Origin of the sequence: Kineobactrum sediminis (genome assembly GCF_002868715.1) — a bacterium.
GTDB classification, from domain to species: Bacteria; Pseudomonadota; Gammaproteobacteria; order Pseudomonadales; family Halieaceae; genus Kineobactrum; species Kineobactrum sediminis.
Genome location: NZ_PKLZ01000003.1, coordinates 315,974 through 331,316 on the forward strand (window position 1 = coordinate 315,974; position 15,343 = coordinate 331,316).

The window sequence follows — 15,343 nt, forward strand, 5'->3', positions numbered from 1 at the left end:
ACAGGGATTATTTTAGGGGGTTGAAGTAAAAATTACGGGAACGCGGCCCACAGCTTCAGGGGAAGAACAGGTCCAGGCTATTGGCCCTGACCGCTACGAGCAGTTCTTCCACCGGTATCTGTTTTACTGCCGCGACCTGCTCGGCGACAAAGGGCAGATAGAAAGGGGCGTTGGGCCTGCCCCTGTACGGTACCGGGGTCAGGTAGGGTGAGTCGGTTTCCAGCAGGATGCGCCCTAGTGGTGTGGCGGCCACCACGGCCCGGACATTGTCCGCGCGATTGAAAGTAGTGATGCCATTGAATCCAAGCATAAACCCCTCGGCCAAACAGTACTCCGCCAGCTCAATACTTGAGGTGAAGCTGTGGATGACCCCTTTTCGAGCCAGATGGGGCGCGAACTCCCCCAGTATGGCGCGGGTATCATCATCGGCCTCACGGGTATGGATGACCACCGGCAGGTCCAGTTCGACCGCCACAGCGAGTTGTCGGGCAAACACCTGTCGCTGAACCGCGCGGTCCGCATGGTCATAAAAATAATCTAGGCCGATTTCACCCACCGCAACTATGCGCGGGTCCCGGGCATGCTCGCGGATCTTCGCTTCCGCAGCGGCGTCAAAGCTTTCGGCTTCGTGGGGATGTATCCCCTGTGTACCCCAGACATCCGGTGCTACTCTGGTCAGCGCAAGCACCCGATCCAGATTGTCGGCGGAGACCGCAATCGTGATGATGCGATCAATACCCACTTCTCGCGAGCGCTGCAGGGTTTGCTGCAGATGCTCCTGGTCAAGGTAGTCAAGGTGGCAGTGAGTCTCGATCAGGGGTGTTTCAAAATGGGGAATATCGCGGCGCTTGCTTTTACTCATGATGGACCGTCAGGTTGGTGAGTGGGACGGGTGCTAATGGTAGCAGGTTCCCGGCCGGTATCGAGTGCCGGATCGCCGACGGCGATGTTGCCAATCGTCTCTGTAATTTGCTGCCAGAGCCAGTTGTGCAGGGCGGAATGGCTGGTCCGTCGATGCGCTATCAGCATGTACTTGATCTGGTGATCGGTGCCGGCGGGGGTGGGCAGCGCCGTGATGCCCCCGGTAGCACTGGCATTCTGCAGGATGTAGGCGGGGCCCGGTAAAAAATAATCGGTGTTGCGAAGCACCTCCAGTGCGGTCATCAGGTGAGAGGTCTCGAGTGATCCCTGGCGGGGATCGCGCACTCGCACAAAGGCGTCGGAGGTTCTGATCAGCTCTACATGTTCAAGATTGGGCACATACACGCGAATCATGGGGTATAAAGCCAGGCGCTCCCAGGTGATTTCCCCCTCGGTTAGCGGATGTTCGGTTCGCACCAGGATCGCAGGCGCTGCGCTGCCCAGTAAATGCGTACGAAAGTCATCAGAATAATGCGCCTGGGCGATATGGATCGCGAAATCGAGATTTCCGGTCGCCAGCTGTTCCAGCTGGTTTTCAACCCGTGTAATAGTCCGTATTGACAATCTCGGTGCCTGCTCATGCAAGCGCTGGATGAGACTGGGTAATAGCGCCACGCCGACGTATTCGGACAAAGCCAGCGTGACTTCGCCGGAATAGGTGTAAGGATCAAACAGGGAGCCCGATACCAGCCGTGTTATATCCCCAAGGACCGTGCCCAACTCAATACCCAGCTCCAGCGCCCGGGGTGTTGGTTGCATGCCGCCATGGCTTCGGGTGAAGAGGGGGTCCCCAAAGAGCTCACGCAAGCGTCCCAGGGTCTTGCTCATTGCCGGCTGGGTAATGTGCAGGCGCTCTGCTGCGCGGGATACACTGCGTTCCTGCAACAGGGCGTGCAGGGCCACCAGCAGGTTGAGGTCAATTTTTTGCAGGTTCAGTGAATCCATAGCGGGTAATATAAACTGAATTCATGTGCAACATAAAGAAAATACATTGGATGTATAGTATGACCGGGATTAGTATTGCACCATTGACATGAGATTCCCCGGCCTTCAGTGGCTGGAATTCCCATTCAGGTCCATTTAGATTGTTTTTAAACCCGCCGCCTGGCGGGTTTTTTTTGCGTGCGATTAACAGGTCGCTGCCTGTCAGGGCTTCTCCGGCAAGTTGCTCGCAGATGGGTACCGGGAACCCGGTAAAGAAGTACAATGGCAAGCTGTGTGGACGCTTGGCGCCATCGGACAGTGAGACTGATAAACGCAACCGGTAGTCCGGCCGGGGAGATCTGACATGGTATCGATTGAGCATTGCTCGCCTGCCCGGTGGCTTCTGCTTGCGCTCATGGCCCTGGCGGCCCCTGCGGTGATTGCGAACCAGGCTGCCAGCTATGGCAGCAATTTTGTGCGCCTGGATAAGCAGTGGCCGGACGAAGCCCCTCCGGTGGTGCCAATAGCGTCGCTACCAGCGGATACGGGCGGGCACCGGGTTCGGCGGCAGCAGGTCGAACAGCTGGAACTGGACCAGGGCCCTTACGCAGCGACACTGGCAGAGCCATTGATGGAGCTGGCGCGGTGGTACTTCGCCAGTGGCGATCCCGACGCGGCCGGGAGTCTGTACCGGCAAGCCCTGCATGTATTGCGTATTAACGAGGGCCTTGAGAGTGAGCGCCAGCTGCCTCTGCTGGAGGGACTGCTGGCGGTGCAGAGGAGCCTTGGCGACTGGCATGGGCTGGATGAGCGCTATGAATATTACTACCGTTTCGCCCGGGTCAACGACCCTGAAGGCGTGGAAGTTGCGCTGGAGTATTTTCGCTGGCAGCGTGAAGCGCTGCGCCGCCAACTCGACAGCACGCCCCATCGGCGCCTGCTGCAGTTGTACGAGGAGAATCAGTCTTACCTGGAACACCCGGGAAAGTCTTTGTCGCCGGCGCTTCACTGGCGTTTGCTGGATAGCCAGTTGCGCAACCTGTATCTGCTCCAGGCGCAGGTCAAGCCCCAGCCCAAGCCGGTCATTCGCGCCAGGCCCTCTCCCTTCTTTAATGACCAGCCGCAGGATATGGATGTCTACCAGCAGCGCCTGATGAATCTTCAGCGCAATGCGGTGGGACTTGGCAGCGCCATGCTGGAAGGGTTCCTGACCTCCGGCCAGGCGCAGGAAGCCGCTCTGCGCGGACAGGTGTTACTGGCGCTGGCTGATTGGCATCACTGGAACGGGTCGCGGCCTGTGGCGGGTGCCGGCTACGCCGATGTCGTGGCGCATTTGCAGCGCAGCGGACAGGCCGACAAGCTACAACAGTGGTTTGGCCAGCCGGTTGAACTTCCCGATAACGGGGTATTCTGGCGCGACGCCGGTAACGGCGGAATCGCGATAACCGCCCGCTTCGAAGTGAGTGAAGAGGGGCGGGTTCGCGATGTCTCCACTGTGGCGGAAGATGAGCAATACCAGGGTTTTGCGATACGGTTGTACCGGCGCCTGCTGGCGACGCGCTTTCGCCCACAATTTGCAGCGGGCGAGGCTGTGCAGGTGGCAAACCTGGAGCGTCGCTACCGCTATCTTGATCCCGCAGCCCTCAGGCGTTTTCGATCACCATGAGTGCGCCCCTGGCCTCGACACTGCCGCGACATTGCCAGGGAATGACCTCAGCATAGTGACGCTCCACACAGCCCCGGGCCATTTCCAGAAAGGTAGGGCGCTCCGGGTCCGCGATAATAATATGCTTGACCCCCGCGCGAACGGCCCTGTTCACCAGGTTGCTGACCGGTTTGACCAGTTCATCCCAGAAGCAGACATCCGCCGCAATCAGCATGTCGTAGCTGGACAGTTCGCGGGTGGTCAGTTGTTCAAAGCGTTTTACCAGGTGCCGGGTGTGCACGCCGTTGAGTGCGGCTACGGCATCCAGGTAAGGGAATACCTCCGGGTCGGCGTCCATCGAGGTGACCTCGGCACCCAGCTTGGCGGCACACCAGATACCTGCAATACCCCAGCCACAGCCTGCGTCCAGCACCCGTGCGTGATGCTGTGGTGTGTGCTTGCCCAGGTAGTCCAGCAGCAGGCAACTCGATTTCCACAACTTATTGCCGTGAATGGAAGGATGTTGACCCTGGCGCCGCACCTTACGGATTGCCGGGTGAGACGCCGTTGGCATGACCATGCTCCGAAAGCGGCGCTCGGTAACAACCGGTTTCCTCCCCGAGGCACTCACGTCAGGACGCCTTTTCCAGAATTTCCACGTCTTCTGCCTGCGGGCCCTTGTCACTGGCCGCGGTAAAAAAGGCTACCCGATCACCTTCGCGCAAGCTGCGCCGGCCCTCGCCCTGTATCGCCCGGAAATGAACGAATATTTCCTTGCCACTGTCGGTCGTAATGAAACCAAAACCCTTGGATGTGTTGAACCACTTGACGGTGCCCTGCTCGCGACCACCCTTGCTGCTTGCCACGGCTTTGCGCACGCCGGTGGCGGTCGGTACGCCCCTCGGTAATAGCGACACGGCAATTGCAGTTGCCACGGTCGCCAGGGCGAAGCAGACGAGCAGGATAAGGCCGGGGAGTGTGCCGTCCTGGAGAACTGTGGCGAGGGTGGCGGCCAGGCCGGCGATGATCAGGCTGATGACAAGTTTGCCGATGTACTGCATTGGTAGTGTTTCCTCTTCATTCAGGGACAGCGCTGAATTGCTGCCCGGCGTATTAGGCGCTGTCTGGTGATCGCGCAAATTGACAGCGTACTCACCCGGCGACCGCGATAATGTCACGAGCCGGGCGGGATGACTGTCATGGATGCTATCGGCTGCGCACAGGCGCAACCGATCAGCGTTTTTCTACATCTTCAGCCTGCAGGCCCTTGGGTCCATCCACGAGGTTGAATGCAACCTCCTGGCCTTCATTCAATGTGCGATAACCCTCACCCTGAATGGAGCGGAAGTGGACAAAGACATCGTCACTACTCTCTTCCCGGCTTATAAAGCCAAAGCCCTTCGCGTTATTGAACCACTTGACCGTACCTGTTACCCGTTCACTCATATTCACGTCCTCGGTTTTGTTTCTTATTATCCACCAGGCTGGTTCAGAGCCTGGCCATCTGCTCTGCCTGGCTGCGCAGTTTAGCCAGGGCATGTTGCTGTGCCTCTAACTTTTCCCGCTCTTTGGCGACCACTTCTTTTGGCGCCCTGTCGACAAACGCGCTGTTTCCCAGCTTGGCTTCCAGCCGTGCCCGGTCTTTCTCGAGTTTGTCGATTTCCTTACCCAAACGACTCAGTTCGCTGTCTTTGTCAATCAGGCCTGCCATGGGTACCAGCAGTTCCAGGTCACCGACCAGGGCGGTGGCGGCAACCGGTGCGGTTTCATCCTCTGCCAGCCAATCGACTGTATCGAGTTTGGCCAGCTTTTTCAGGAATGATTCATTATCCCGCAGGCGCGCAGCATCAACCTCACTACCGTGCCGGCACAGCAGTGTCAGGTTACGACCCGGTGGAATGTTCATTTCGCCGCGGATATTGCGCACACCAATGATCACTTTTTTGAGCCATTCTATATCCGCGTTTGCAGCACTGTCTATGGCCGCACGGTCGCAATGGGGGTAGGGCTGCAACATGATGGTCGGGCCTTCGGCACCGGCCAGGGGGGCAACCCGCTGCCATATTTCTTCGGTGATGAAGGGCATCAGCGGGTGCAGCAATCGCAGCCATGTTTCGAGTACCCGGATCAGTGTGCGCCGGGTACCGCGCTTGAGGTCTTCGCTGGCCTGTTCATCCCAGAGCACCGGTTTTGACAGTTCCAGGTACCAGTCGCAATACTCGTTCCAGATGAATTCATAGAGCGCCTGTGAGGCCAGGTCCAGGCGGAACTGGGCGACGGCACGCTCAACTTCCTCCGCAGTCTGTTGCAGGCGCGATACAATCCAGCGATCCGCCAGGCTCAGGGTGACAGGAAGGGACAGGTCCGTGCCACAATCCTGGTCTTCGCAGTTCATTAACACGTAGCGCGCCGCGTTCCAGATTTTATTGCAGAAATTCCGATAACCCTCGATACGACCGAGATCAAACTTGATGTCGCGACCGGTTGAAGCCAGGGAATAGAAAGTGTAGCGCAGTGCATCGGTGCCGTAAGCCTCAATCCCGTCGGGAAAATCACGTCGGGTAGCGGCCCGGATTTTGTCCGCCAGTTTGGGCTGCATCAGACCCGAAGTGCGTTTTTGAATCAGGCTATCGAGATCAATGCCGTCGATAAGATCAATCGGGTCCAGTACGTTGCCTTTGGATTTAGACATTTTCTGGCCTTCGGCATCCCGCACCAGGCCGTGCACATAGACCTTGTGGAACGGAACCTCATGCATGAAATGCAGGCTCATCATGATCATTCTGGCGACCCAGAAGAAGATGATATCGAAGCCGGTGACCAGCACCGAGCTGGGGTGAAAGCGCTTGAGGTCCTCGGTCTGTTCGGGCCAGCCCTGGGTTGAAAAGGTCCACAGTGCGGAGGAAAACCAGGTGTCCAGTACATCCTCATCCTGGTGCAGGGCAACACCGGCATCCAGCCCGTGTTCGCTGCGCACTGCGGCCTCGTCACTACCCACGTAGATGTTCCCCGCGTCATCGTACCAGGCAGGGATGCGATGCCCCCACCAGAGCTGGCGGCTGATGCACCAGTCCTGGATATCACGCATCCAGGCAAAGTAGGTGTTTTCCCACTGTTTGGGGACAAATTCGATGGCGCCGCTCTCTACCGCGGCCATCGCCGGCCCGGCCATTTTTTTTGCATCGACATACCATTGCTCGGTAAGCCAGGGCTCGATCACCGCCCCCGAGCGATCCCCGCGGGGAATCTTCAGGGTATGGTCTTCCACTTTCTCCAGCAGTCCCAGCTGCTCCATGTCCGCGACAATCTGTGCGCGCGCCACAAACCGGTCGAGGCCCACATAAGCCGCTGGTGCATTTTCGTTGATGGCGGCGTTGTGGTCGAGAATGTTGATAACGGGCAGGCTGTGCCGTTTGCCCATCTCGTAATCGTTGAAATCGTGACCGGGCGTGATCTTGACGCAGCCGGTACCAAAGTCCTGTTCAACATAATCGTCGGCGATGATGGGAATTTCGCGATCACTCAGTGGCAGGCGGATGAGCTGGCCAATGAGGTGACGATAACGCTCGTCTTCCGGATGTACCGCCACGGCGGTATCCCCGAGCATGGTTTCCGGGCGAGTGGTCGCTACGGTGAGGTGACCGTCGCCACTCGCCAGCGGATAGCGGAAATGCCAGAGATGACCCTGTTCTTCCTCAGCGAGTACTTCCAGGTCTGATACCGCAGTGTGAAACACGGGATCCCAGTTGACCAGTCGCTGGCCACGGTAGATCAGGTCTTCCCGGTAAAGCCGGATAAAGACTTCCTGCACGGCCCGGCTCAGGCCTTCGTCCATGGTGAAGCGTTCCCGTGACCAGTCCAGCGAGGCTCCCAGGCGGCGCAGCTGCCGGGTAATGGTACCGCCAGATTCGCGTTTCCACTCCCAGATCTTGTCGATGAACGCGTCCCGGCCCAGCTCGTGGCGGTTGGTGCCCTGCGCTTCCAGCTGGCGCTCCACCACCATCTGGGTGGCAATACCCGCGTGGTCCGTGCCCACCTGCCACAGGGTGTTGTCGCCACACATGCGGTGATAGCGGATCAGCGCATCCATGATGCTTTCCTGAAAGCCGTGGCCCATATGCAGGCTGCCGGTGACATTCGGGGGTGGAATCATGATGCTGTAGTTGCGCTCGCCACCCTGGGGCTTGAAGTAGCCCTGCTCTTCCCAGTGCTGGTACCAGCGGGTTTCAATATTGGCGGGTTGGAAGGTCTTATCCATGAATTCGGCTGTCCGGCTGTAAAAAGGTCGCGATTATACGTTGGCGAGGTCGTGCTTTTCCAATTCATAGCCCCGTGCCTGGTAGAAACGCCAGGATTCGCGGAGCGCCTGCAGGCTTTTCGGGTCCTGGGTGACCACTTCAGCCACCCGATGAAAGCGGCTGAAAAACCCCGGGATGCTGAGTTGCAGGTTGATCAGCAGGTCATCGTGGCCAGTGGGCTCCTGGCCCCAGCCGATGGCAATGCGGTCAGCGCCCGGCTCACCATGGAGGCCGTGGGGCAGGAAGCTGGTAGCGCGAAATTCCCATAACAGCGCGTCGAGTTCTTTTGCCTGGGCGATATCGCAGGCATTGATGAAAATGCGGTGGCCACGCTGGAAGGCCTTGTCGGCCAGGCGCGCAGCGACGTGCAGGCGGCGGCTTTGCTCCGTCGCCTGCACCACATAAAAGCCGACCCGGGTCATCTCAGGCCCCGGATCTGTCCTGCAGGTAGCGGGTGAGCATGGCTACCGGGCGACCGGTTGCGCCCTTGGGGCTGCTGTTCCAGGCGGCGCCGGCAACGTCCAGGTGCGCCCAGGGGTAATCCTTGGCAAATTCCGACAGGAAGCAGGCCGCGGTAACACTGCCGGCTTCCGGGCCACCGATATTGGCAAGATCGGCAAAGTTGCTCTTGAGCTGCTTGCTGTAATCATCCCACAGCGGCATGCGCCACCCTCGGTCATGGGTATTGGTACCGGCGGTCAGCAGTTGTTCGGCCAGGTCTTCGTTGTTCGCATAAACCGCGCAGGCATGTGAGCCCAGGGCGACCACGCAGGCGCCGGTCAGGGTGGCGATGTCAATGACCGCGGCGGGTTTCAGGCGGTTGGCGTAGGTTAGCGCATCGCACAGCACCAGGCGGCCCTCGGCATCGGTGTTGAGCACTTCAATGGTCTTGCCCGCCATGCTGGTGACCACATCGCCGGGCTTGGTGGCTCCCCCGCTGGGCATGTTTTCCGCCGCGGCAATAATACCGGTAATATTAATCGGCAGCGCCATCTCCACGACCGCCTGCATGGTGCCAAACACGCTCGCGGCACCACACATGTCGTACTTCATTTCATCCATCTTGGCACCGGGCTTGATCGAGATGCCGCCACTGTCAAAGGTAATACCTTTACCAACCAGCACCTGCGGTGCGGCGTTGGCCTTGCCGCCCTTGTATTCAATCACGATCAGTTTGGCCGGTTCGTCACTGCCCGCTGAAACGGAGAGCAGTGCCCCCATCCCGAGTTCCCGCATCTGCTTTTCTTCCACCACCTGGGTGGTGACCCTGGCATTACCGCGAGCCAGCTTGCGAGCTTCTTTGGCCAGGTAGGTGGGGGTGCAGATATTGCCCGGCAGGTTGCCCAGTTCACGGGCCAGATTCATCCCGCGGCCAACAGCGGCCCCGGTATCCAGTGCGGTTTGCGCGGCGCGAACCGCCAGGGCTGAACCGGGATTGACTACAAGTTTGCCCAGCACCATCGGGTCCTTTGGCTTGGAGACGGTAGCCACGTAGCGATAACTGTGGCCGACGAGGCCGCGAGCCAGGGTTTCGAGTAGCCAGGGCAGTTCAACGCCCTCTGCCTGCAGTTCGGCGGCGTGCAGCAGAGCCTCTTTGGCATTGCAGTCCGAGAGTGCCTTATTGAGTCCCTCCAGCGTTTCGCGTGCCGCGGCCTGGTCAAACTTGGCGCTCTCCCCGCAGCCAAGCAACAAGATCCGAGCCGCGCCCGCGGTGCCGGGCAGCATCAGGGTTTGCCCCGCTTTGCCTTTGAAGTCACCCAGTGCCAGGGCTTTACCGAGAGCGCCTGCGCTGGCTTTATCCAGGGCCATGGCGGCTTCCGAGAGCTGGCCCGCAAATACAGGGGCTATGGCGCACTGACTTTTGGCCCTGGCGATATCAGCGGTTTGCTTTGCGGTGAAGGTCAATGAGGTCATGGTATGTCCTTATATGTTTTGGCGTGGGCTGGGAAACTGCACTAGTGTATGATGCTCAGCGTCGAAACTGAACACCAAGCGCCGTTAATTGGGCCATCATGAAAATCCTAGGTTATCTTACACGCGATATTCTGCTACACACAGTAGCCGTCAGCTTCACGCTGCTGGTGATTATTTTCAGTGGCCGCTTTGTGAAATACCTGGCGGAGGCGGCGGTGGGCAATATTGCCGCCGATATCCTGTTGCCGGTGATGTTGTTCCGTTTGCCGGGTTTTCTCGAATTGATCCTGCCGCTGGGGCTGTTTCTGGGCATCCTCATGGCCTACGGGCGCCTCTATGTAGAAAGCGAGATGGTGGTGTTGTCCGCGTGCGGTGTAAGCCCCAGCCGGCTCGCTGCCTATACCCTGGTGCCTGCGCTGGTCATCATGGCGCTGGTCGCGTTGCTGAGCCTGCTGATTGCTCCCCTGGGTGCGGCGCAGTCCTCGGCGCTGCTGGATGATCCGGCCAAATCCCAGGGCCTGCAAAACCTGGCGGCAGGCCGCTTCCAGACCCGTAGCGGCAGCAACCTGGTCAGCTACGCCCAAACCATTGCCCCGGAAACCGGCATCATGCAATCGGTTTTCCTGTCCCAGCGGGCCAGATCCTCTGATGGCAGACCGGAGCTGATGGTGACCTTCGCGGCCGAGGGTGAGATCGTTATCAATCCGGATACGGGTGCGCGCTATCTGGAATTGCGCGACGGTTACCGCTACCAGGGTCTTCCGGGGCGGCCTGACTACCAGGTAGCCTATTTCGAAACCTTCGGCGAACTGATCCCCGAGCCCGAGGGCGGCATCCGCTCTGCCGCGCGTGTTGATGGCAAGCCCACGGTGGAATTGCTGGCCTCATCAGCGATTGCCGACGTGGCTGCCCTGCATTGGCGCTTGTCACTGCCTGTTACGGTGCCGATAGTAGCCATCATCGCGCTCTGCCTGAGTCGCACTGATCATCGCCGCGGTCGTTACATAAAGATGGCGCCCGCGTTTGCCCTGTACCTGCTGTACCTGGTTTTGCTGGCCAATGCCCGCTCAGTCATGGAGGAAAGTGGCGGCAGCCCCTTCGTCCTGTGGCGTGTGCACTTACTGTTTCTGGCCCTGGCCCTGAGCCTGCTTTACGGCAGCGGGGTTTGGCGCAAGCTCCGCTTCAGGCTTGCCAACAGGAGTCGCCATGCAGCGGCTTGATCTCTACATAGGCCGGACTGTGATCACCGCCATTTTTATGGTGTTACTGGTGATCGTAGGCCTCGATGCCGTATCTGCCTTTATTGATGAAGCGGAGGACGTCAGTGCCAGCTATACCTTTACCGAGGTAGGGATTTACGTGCTGTTGACACTCCCCGGTCGATTCTATGAATTCATGCCTTATGCTGCACTGGTAGGCTGTCTGGCAGGTTTGGGGCAACTTGCCAGTGCCAGTGAATTGATTGTCATGCGCGGCGCCGGGGTCTCGATAGGGCGGCTGGTCTTTATGGTAATGAAGTCGGCGCTGGTGGTGGCTTTAATCGGTGTTTTGCTGGGTGAATATGTTGCGCCCAAAGCCGAGCAGCTGGCCCAGAGCCGCCGTGCCATGGCTTTGAACCCCGGCGAAGGGGTTGCCGGGCGCTACGGTATCTGGAACCGTGAGGGCGATTCATTTCTGCACTTCAATGCGCTCAAGAGCGACGACGTAGTCTTTGGCGTCACCGTATTGCAGTTCGATGATCGCCGCCGCATGCAGTCCGCGCTGCGGGCGCGCAGCGCGACCTATGAAGGTGATCACTGGATGCTGGAGCAGGCCGTGAAAACCGATTTTGGCAGCTGGGAAACGGCACAGACACGCCATAAGACCCTGCGCTGGGATACCGGTATCACCCCTGAACTGCTGGCAATGGAAGTGGTATCACCCGATCGGCTGACTGTTATCGATCTTTACCGTTACAGTCGCTATCTACAGCAGCAGGGCCTCGACGCCGATGATTTCGAGCTTGCCCTGTGGCGCAAGTTGTTGCAGCCACTGGCGATCGCCGGACTGGTACTGGTGGCGATAGCGTTTATTTTCGGGCCCTTGCGTGACGGCACCATGGGTCTGCGGATATTTACCGGTGTCCTGGTGGGTATTGTTTTTCAGATCAGCCAGGATCTGCTGGGGCCGGCCAGCATGGTTTTCGGTTTCTCACCACTTTATGCCGCATTGATTCCCATCCTGGTGTGTATCGCTGCGGGTATGCTATTGCTGTCCCGTCCGCGCTAGGAGCCTGCAACACCCGCCGGATTATGATTTTTCCCGCTTTGGCAGCAATATCAACTCGGTACCGCTGAGGTGGTCGTGCCAGTATTTCCTGCGACGATCGATCAGGCTCCACCAGTAGCCCATCCCCAGGCAAGCCGCAGACAGCAGGGCAGCAATACAGCGCAATACACATCTGCCGCGGCTGGGAACATTGCCGGCATTGTCAACCAGCTTGATACGCCAGGCCTGCATCCCCAGGGTCTGGCCACTCTTTGACCAGAAAGCGGTGAAGAACAGTGTGGTGCAGGCGAAGGCGATTGCCTGTACCAGCTGCGGGTGCATTTGATAGTAGTCACCGCTATTGGCGGCACCGGTAACGTCCATTTCGATCACTGTCGCCACGGCCACTGTGACGCCGATCAGCGGGATGACCAGCAGGGTGTCATACAGCATTGCCATCAGTCGGCGAGGAAGGGCGGGGGCGGGTATCTGGCTGGAAGAGGTCATGGGCAGCGATGTTAGCACCATGCCAGCGGCGGTGGGAGCATTACCGAAATGTAAATTGTCGGTCCTCGCGGTGAGTGCTACATTGCAGCCCCGGTCGGATAGGGAGTCGCACCGTGAAAATATTACTGGTCGAGGACGATCGCGCGGTCGGGGAGTTTATTGTCAGTGAACTGGCCGACGCGGGCCATGAGTGCACCCATATCAGCGATGGCGAAAATGGTCTCAGTGCTGCGCGCAGTAACGATTTTGACGCGTTGGTAGTGGATCGCATGCTGCCGCGGCTGGACGGCCTTGAATTGATTCGCAGCTTGCGCGCCGGTGGCCAGCTTACGCCGGTGCTGGTGCTCAGCGCCCTCGGCGATGTCGATGACCGGGTACAGGGACTGCACTGCGGCGCGGACGACTACCTTGTGAAGCCATTTGCGATGGCGGAATTACTGGCGCGCCTGGAAATACTGTATCGCCGGGCTGGTCAACGCCTGGTCGATGTACCCACCCGATTGTGCGTTGAGGACCTGGAGATGGACTTGCTGAGCCAGGAGGTGCGACGCGCTGGCGAACTGCTGGGTTTGCAGCCGAGAGAGTACCGATTGCTCGAATACCTGATGCGCAATGCAGGTCAGGTGGTAACCCGAGCCATGTTGCTGGAGCACGTCTGGGGCTATCACTTTGACCCACAAACCAACGTGATCGATGTTCACGTGTCACGCCTGCGCCAGAAAATAGACCGGGGTTTCACCCGGCCATTATTGCTGACAGTGCGGGGCGCCGGCTATCGCCTTGGCGGTGATTGATCAGTGCGTTTGGCAGATGTACTCAAAAGCCTCACCTTTCGCTACATCGCGAAGTATGTCACGACGCTGAGCGCCGCCGTGTTCCTGTTGCTCGCGATACTTTACTCCTATTTCAGCTACGGTTATTTCACCGAGCTGAGGGAGGCCATTGTCGATGAGCTCGATTCCCTGCAGCTGGTGTATCGCGGCCAGGGTCTGGGCGGTCTTGAGCAGTACCTGAATGATCAGCACAACCTGCCGACAATGGGGCGCTACAGCTACCTTATTGTTGACCAGCAAGACCGTAAGATTGCCGGTGACCTGGCGCAACTGCCGCGTTATCGGGAGTTTTCCGATGGCTGGGTAGGGTTCCAGATGGCCCTGCTGAACTGGGGCGAACCCGTGGATGTGGACTTCCTGGCACGCCAGGAGCCACTGGGCGACGGCTATGTCGCCATCGTGGCGCGGAATTACGCGGATGCTGTTGCGGGCATGGGCCTGGTATTCAACACACTGTTCCGAGCCATGATCGCGACTCTTTTACTGGGTATTGCGGGTGGTTTTTTCAGTGCCGCGACTGCCCTGAAGCGCTTTGAGAAACTCAATATTGAGCTCGCCGATATTGTCCGCCACAACAGCAGGCAGAGGCTGTCGGTGGAAGACAAGAAAGGCTACCCGAGAGAAATGGCGCAAGCGATGAACCAGATGCTTGACCAGATTGCGTCACTGATGCAGGGCGTCAAACGGGTATCCGATAACATTGCCCACGACCTGCGGACCCCATTGACCCGGATTCGCAATCACCTCAGCCAGTTGCGCGCGAGGCTCGACCCGGCGGGCCAGGATGATATTGATCGGGTGATCGAGGAATGCGATGGCCTGTTATCCTCTTTCAATGCGCTGTTGCGCATATCTGCGCTTGAATCCGGGGGTAGCACGACGTTCAATAGCGGGCTGTTTTTGCCGGGCCTGCTCGCCGATGTTGTGGAATTGTACGAGCCGGTTGCCAGCGACAAGGGTGTTACGTTGCGACTGCGGGTCGGTAACGACACTGCGCAGTGTGCGGGCGATAGTGACCTGCTGTTCCAGATGTGTGCCAATCTGCTCGATAACGCCATTAAATATACGCCTGCGAACGGGCACATAGATGTCACCCTGGCCACCCGGGAACCTGCAGCTGTCGAAATTACCGTGGCGGATACGGGTCCCGGTATTGATGCCGGGGAGCGCGAGAGCGTATTCCGGCGATTTTATCGTGTGGAATCAAGTCGTGGGGAGCAACCGGGCCATGGCCTGGGGCTCAGCCTGGTGCAGGCGATTGTGCATTATCACCATGGCGCCATTACCCTTGCGGATAATGAGCCCGGGTTGCGGGTCGTGGTGCAATTGCCCGGGGTTATTCCTCCAGCCTGAGCCCGGAGGTATCCGGTGGTGGTGGAGTCTGCTGTGCTCGATAACGTTGCTCAAGGACATCCACCCCCGCTGGAGCCAGTTCCAGCCCTGACAGGTCCAGTGCCGGCGCTTGCGGACGGGGCGAGGCGCAATCACTGAAATCAGTACCTTCCGCCGCTAACTCGATGTCGTCGCCGCCGGTGACCGGGAGTGAGGTCTCGTTATCTTGTGGCGCCCGGGAATCACCGGGAATATCCAGAGTGAGGTGGCTTGTATCCGGTGGCGATACCGTGACGGTGCTTGCTTCGGCGAGTCGCGCCCCGGCCTCGGCCAGCTCCAGGGGAGGAATGGAAACGGTGGTGGCAACAGGGCCTGCGCGTTCATCAGGGCGCAGTACCTCACTGCCTGCCGGTTCCAGGGCAAGCCCACCAGCGGTGTTTTGACTCTCCGCGGCGCCGGCTGCAGGGTTCACCGCCGGAGCGTCTATGGTATCGCTTTGCCTTATGACCGGTTGCGCGCCAGCCCTTTCCAGGGCCTGTTTATATTGCAGTGCAGTGCTCTTGTCACAGTTGCGTTTGAGAACCTGTGGCTTGCCGCTGAACAGCTTGTCCAGTGTGGCCTCGTCTGCCTTGAATACCTGGGCGAGCCGGGCTCGAACTGTCGCCGGCTCATGACCGGCAAGCAATTGACCTGCAAATACGATGTCATAGCGCGGGTCCATA

At 59.0% G+C, this 15,343-nt stretch carries 15 protein-coding genes; 5 read left to right on the plus strand and 10 right to left on the minus strand.

The genetic code is table 11. The features are described from left to right. Positions 1-55: 55 nt before the first annotated feature. Together CWI75_RS06700 and CWI75_RS06705 are read right to left on the minus strand one after the other, a co-directional pair. Complete coding sequence (locus tag CWI75_RS06700; protein WP_101520705.1) at positions 56-862, minus strand: TatD family hydrolase; 807 nt, start codon at positions 860-862, stop codon at positions 56-58. Then, positions 859-1,866, minus strand: coding sequence for a LysR family transcriptional regulator (locus CWI75_RS06705; protein WP_101520706.1), 1,008 nt, complete (start codon positions 1,864-1,866; stop codon positions 859-861). Before CWI75_RS06705 ends, CWI75_RS06700 begins: the two co-directional genes overlap by 4 nt. 343 nt (positions 1,867-2,209) lie before the next feature. On the opposite strand from CWI75_RS06705, the gene CWI75_RS06710 reads away from it, so the two are divergent. Further along, the gene (locus CWI75_RS06710; protein ID WP_101520707.1) at positions 2,210-3,511 is read left to right on the plus strand and encodes a hypothetical protein; all 1,302 of its coding nucleotides are present in this window, start codon (positions 2,210-2,212) and stop codon (positions 3,509-3,511) included. Here CWI75_RS06710 and CWI75_RS06715 read toward each other — a convergent pair. The 6 genes from CWI75_RS06715 to CWI75_RS06740 form a co-directional block, all read right to left on the minus strand. Continuing rightward, positions 3,489-4,064: a class I SAM-dependent methyltransferase gene (locus CWI75_RS06715; RefSeq protein WP_101521005.1), complete on the minus strand. Its 576-nt coding sequence runs from the start codon at positions 4,062-4,064 to the stop codon at positions 3,489-3,491. The genes CWI75_RS06710 and CWI75_RS06715 overlap by 23 nt on opposite strands. Before the next feature lie 58 nt (positions 4,065-4,122). Continuing rightward, positions 4,123-4,551 carry a cold-shock protein gene (locus CWI75_RS19000; RefSeq protein WP_101520708.1) on the minus strand — a complete coding sequence of 143 codons (429 nt, stop codon included), beginning with the start codon at positions 4,549-4,551 and terminating at the stop codon, positions 4,123-4,125. A 172-nt stretch (positions 4,552-4,723) separates the two neighbouring features. Beyond that, the gene (locus CWI75_RS06725) at positions 4,724-4,936 is read right to left on the minus strand and encodes a cold-shock protein (RefSeq protein WP_101520709.1); all 213 of its coding nucleotides are present in this window, start codon (positions 4,934-4,936) and stop codon (positions 4,724-4,726) included. A gap of 43 nt (positions 4,937-4,979) precedes the next feature. Beyond that, complete coding sequence (locus tag CWI75_RS06730) at positions 4,980-7,748, minus strand: valine--tRNA ligase (RefSeq protein ID WP_101520710.1); 2,769 nt, start codon at positions 7,746-7,748, stop codon at positions 4,980-4,982. Between the two features lie 33 nt (positions 7,749-7,781). After that, positions 7,782-8,210 (minus strand): DNA polymerase III subunit chi, encoded by a 429-nt coding sequence (locus CWI75_RS06735; protein ID WP_101520711.1) that lies wholly within the window; start codon positions 8,208-8,210, stop codon positions 7,782-7,784. 1 nt (position 8,211) lies between these two features. Next, entirely contained in the window at positions 8,212-9,702 is a 1,491-nt protein-coding gene (locus tag CWI75_RS06740; protein WP_241521109.1) for a leucyl aminopeptidase, read from the minus strand. A gap of 98 nt (positions 9,703-9,800) precedes the next feature. Here CWI75_RS06740 and lptF point away from each other — a divergent pair, with 98 nt between their 5' ends. Continuing rightward, positions 9,801-10,922, plus strand: a complete 1,122-nt coding sequence (gene lptF, locus CWI75_RS06745) for an LPS export ABC transporter permease LptF (RefSeq protein WP_101520712.1) — start codon at positions 9,801-9,803, stop codon at positions 10,920-10,922. Next, entirely contained in the window at positions 10,909-11,970 is a 1,062-nt protein-coding gene (lptG, locus tag CWI75_RS06750) for an LPS export ABC transporter permease LptG (protein ID WP_101520713.1), read from the plus strand. The genes lptF and lptG overlap by 14 nt, the downstream gene beginning before the upstream one ends. Before the next feature lie 21 nt (positions 11,971-11,991). Here the strand turns inward: lptG and CWI75_RS06755 are convergent, their stop codons facing one another. Continuing rightward, positions 11,992-12,477, minus strand: a complete 486-nt coding sequence (locus CWI75_RS06755; protein WP_241521110.1) for an RDD family protein — start codon at positions 12,475-12,477, stop codon at positions 11,992-11,994. Between the two features lie 92 nt (positions 12,478-12,569). On the opposite strand from CWI75_RS06755, the gene CWI75_RS06760 reads away from it, so the two are divergent. Then, the gene (locus CWI75_RS06760) at positions 12,570-13,250 is read left to right on the plus strand and encodes a response regulator transcription factor (RefSeq protein WP_101520715.1); all 681 of its coding nucleotides are present in this window, start codon (positions 12,570-12,572) and stop codon (positions 13,248-13,250) included. Positions 13,251-13,253: 3 nt separating this feature from the next. Beyond that, entirely contained in the window at positions 13,254-14,642 is a 1,389-nt protein-coding gene (locus tag CWI75_RS06765; protein ID WP_146003556.1) for a sensor histidine kinase, read from the plus strand. Here the strand turns inward: CWI75_RS06765 and CWI75_RS06770 are convergent. Further along, on the minus strand, positions 14,626-15,342 hold the full coding sequence (locus CWI75_RS06770; protein ID WP_101520717.1) for a hypothetical protein: 717 nt from the start codon (positions 15,340-15,342) through the stop codon (positions 14,626-14,628). The two genes, CWI75_RS06765 and CWI75_RS06770, sit on opposite strands and share 17 nt — an antisense overlap. Between the last annotated feature and the right edge of the window lies 1 nt (position 15,343).

Coding starts and splice junctions, on each gene's coding strand:
- CWI75_RS06700 (WP_101520705.1), bottom strand. CDS start 862: ATGAGTAAAAGCAAGCGCCGCGATATTCCCCATTTTGAAACACCCCTG.
- CWI75_RS06705 (WP_101520706.1), bottom strand. CDS start 1,866: ATGGATTCACTGAACCTGCAAAAAATTGACCTCAACCTGCTGGTGGCC.
- CWI75_RS06710 (WP_101520707.1), top strand. CDS start 2,210: ATGGTATCGATTGAGCATTGCTCGCCTGCCCGGTGGCTTCTGCTTGCG.
- CWI75_RS06715 (WP_101521005.1), bottom strand. CDS start 4,064: ATGCCAACGGCGTCTCACCCGGCAATCCGTAAGGTGCGGCGCCAGGGT.
- CWI75_RS19000 (WP_101520708.1), bottom strand. CDS start 4,551: ATGCAGTACATCGGCAAACTTGTCATCAGCCTGATCATCGCCGGCCTG.
- CWI75_RS06725 (WP_101520709.1), bottom strand. CDS start 4,936: ATGAGTGAACGGGTAACAGGTACGGTCAAGTGGTTCAATAACGCGAAG.
- CWI75_RS06730 (WP_101520710.1), bottom strand. CDS start 7,748: ATGGATAAGACCTTCCAACCCGCCAATATTGAAACCCGCTGGTACCAG.
- CWI75_RS06735 (WP_101520711.1), bottom strand. CDS start 8,210: ATGACCCGGGTCGGCTTTTATGTGGTGCAGGCGACGGAGCAAAGCCGC.
- CWI75_RS06740 (WP_241521109.1), bottom strand. CDS start 9,702: ATGACCTCATTGACCTTCACCGCAAAGCAAACCGCTGATATCGCCAGG.
- lptF (WP_101520712.1), top strand. CDS start 9,801: ATGAAAATCCTAGGTTATCTTACACGCGATATTCTGCTACACACAGTA.
- lptG (WP_101520713.1), top strand. CDS start 10,909: ATGCAGCGGCTTGATCTCTACATAGGCCGGACTGTGATCACCGCCATT.
- CWI75_RS06755 (WP_241521110.1), bottom strand. CDS start 12,477: ATGGTGCTAACATCGCTGCCCATGACCTCTTCCAGCCAGATACCCGCC.
- CWI75_RS06770 (WP_101520717.1), bottom strand. CDS start 15,342: ATGGACCCGCGCTATGACATCGTATTTGCAGGTCAATTGCTTGCCGGT.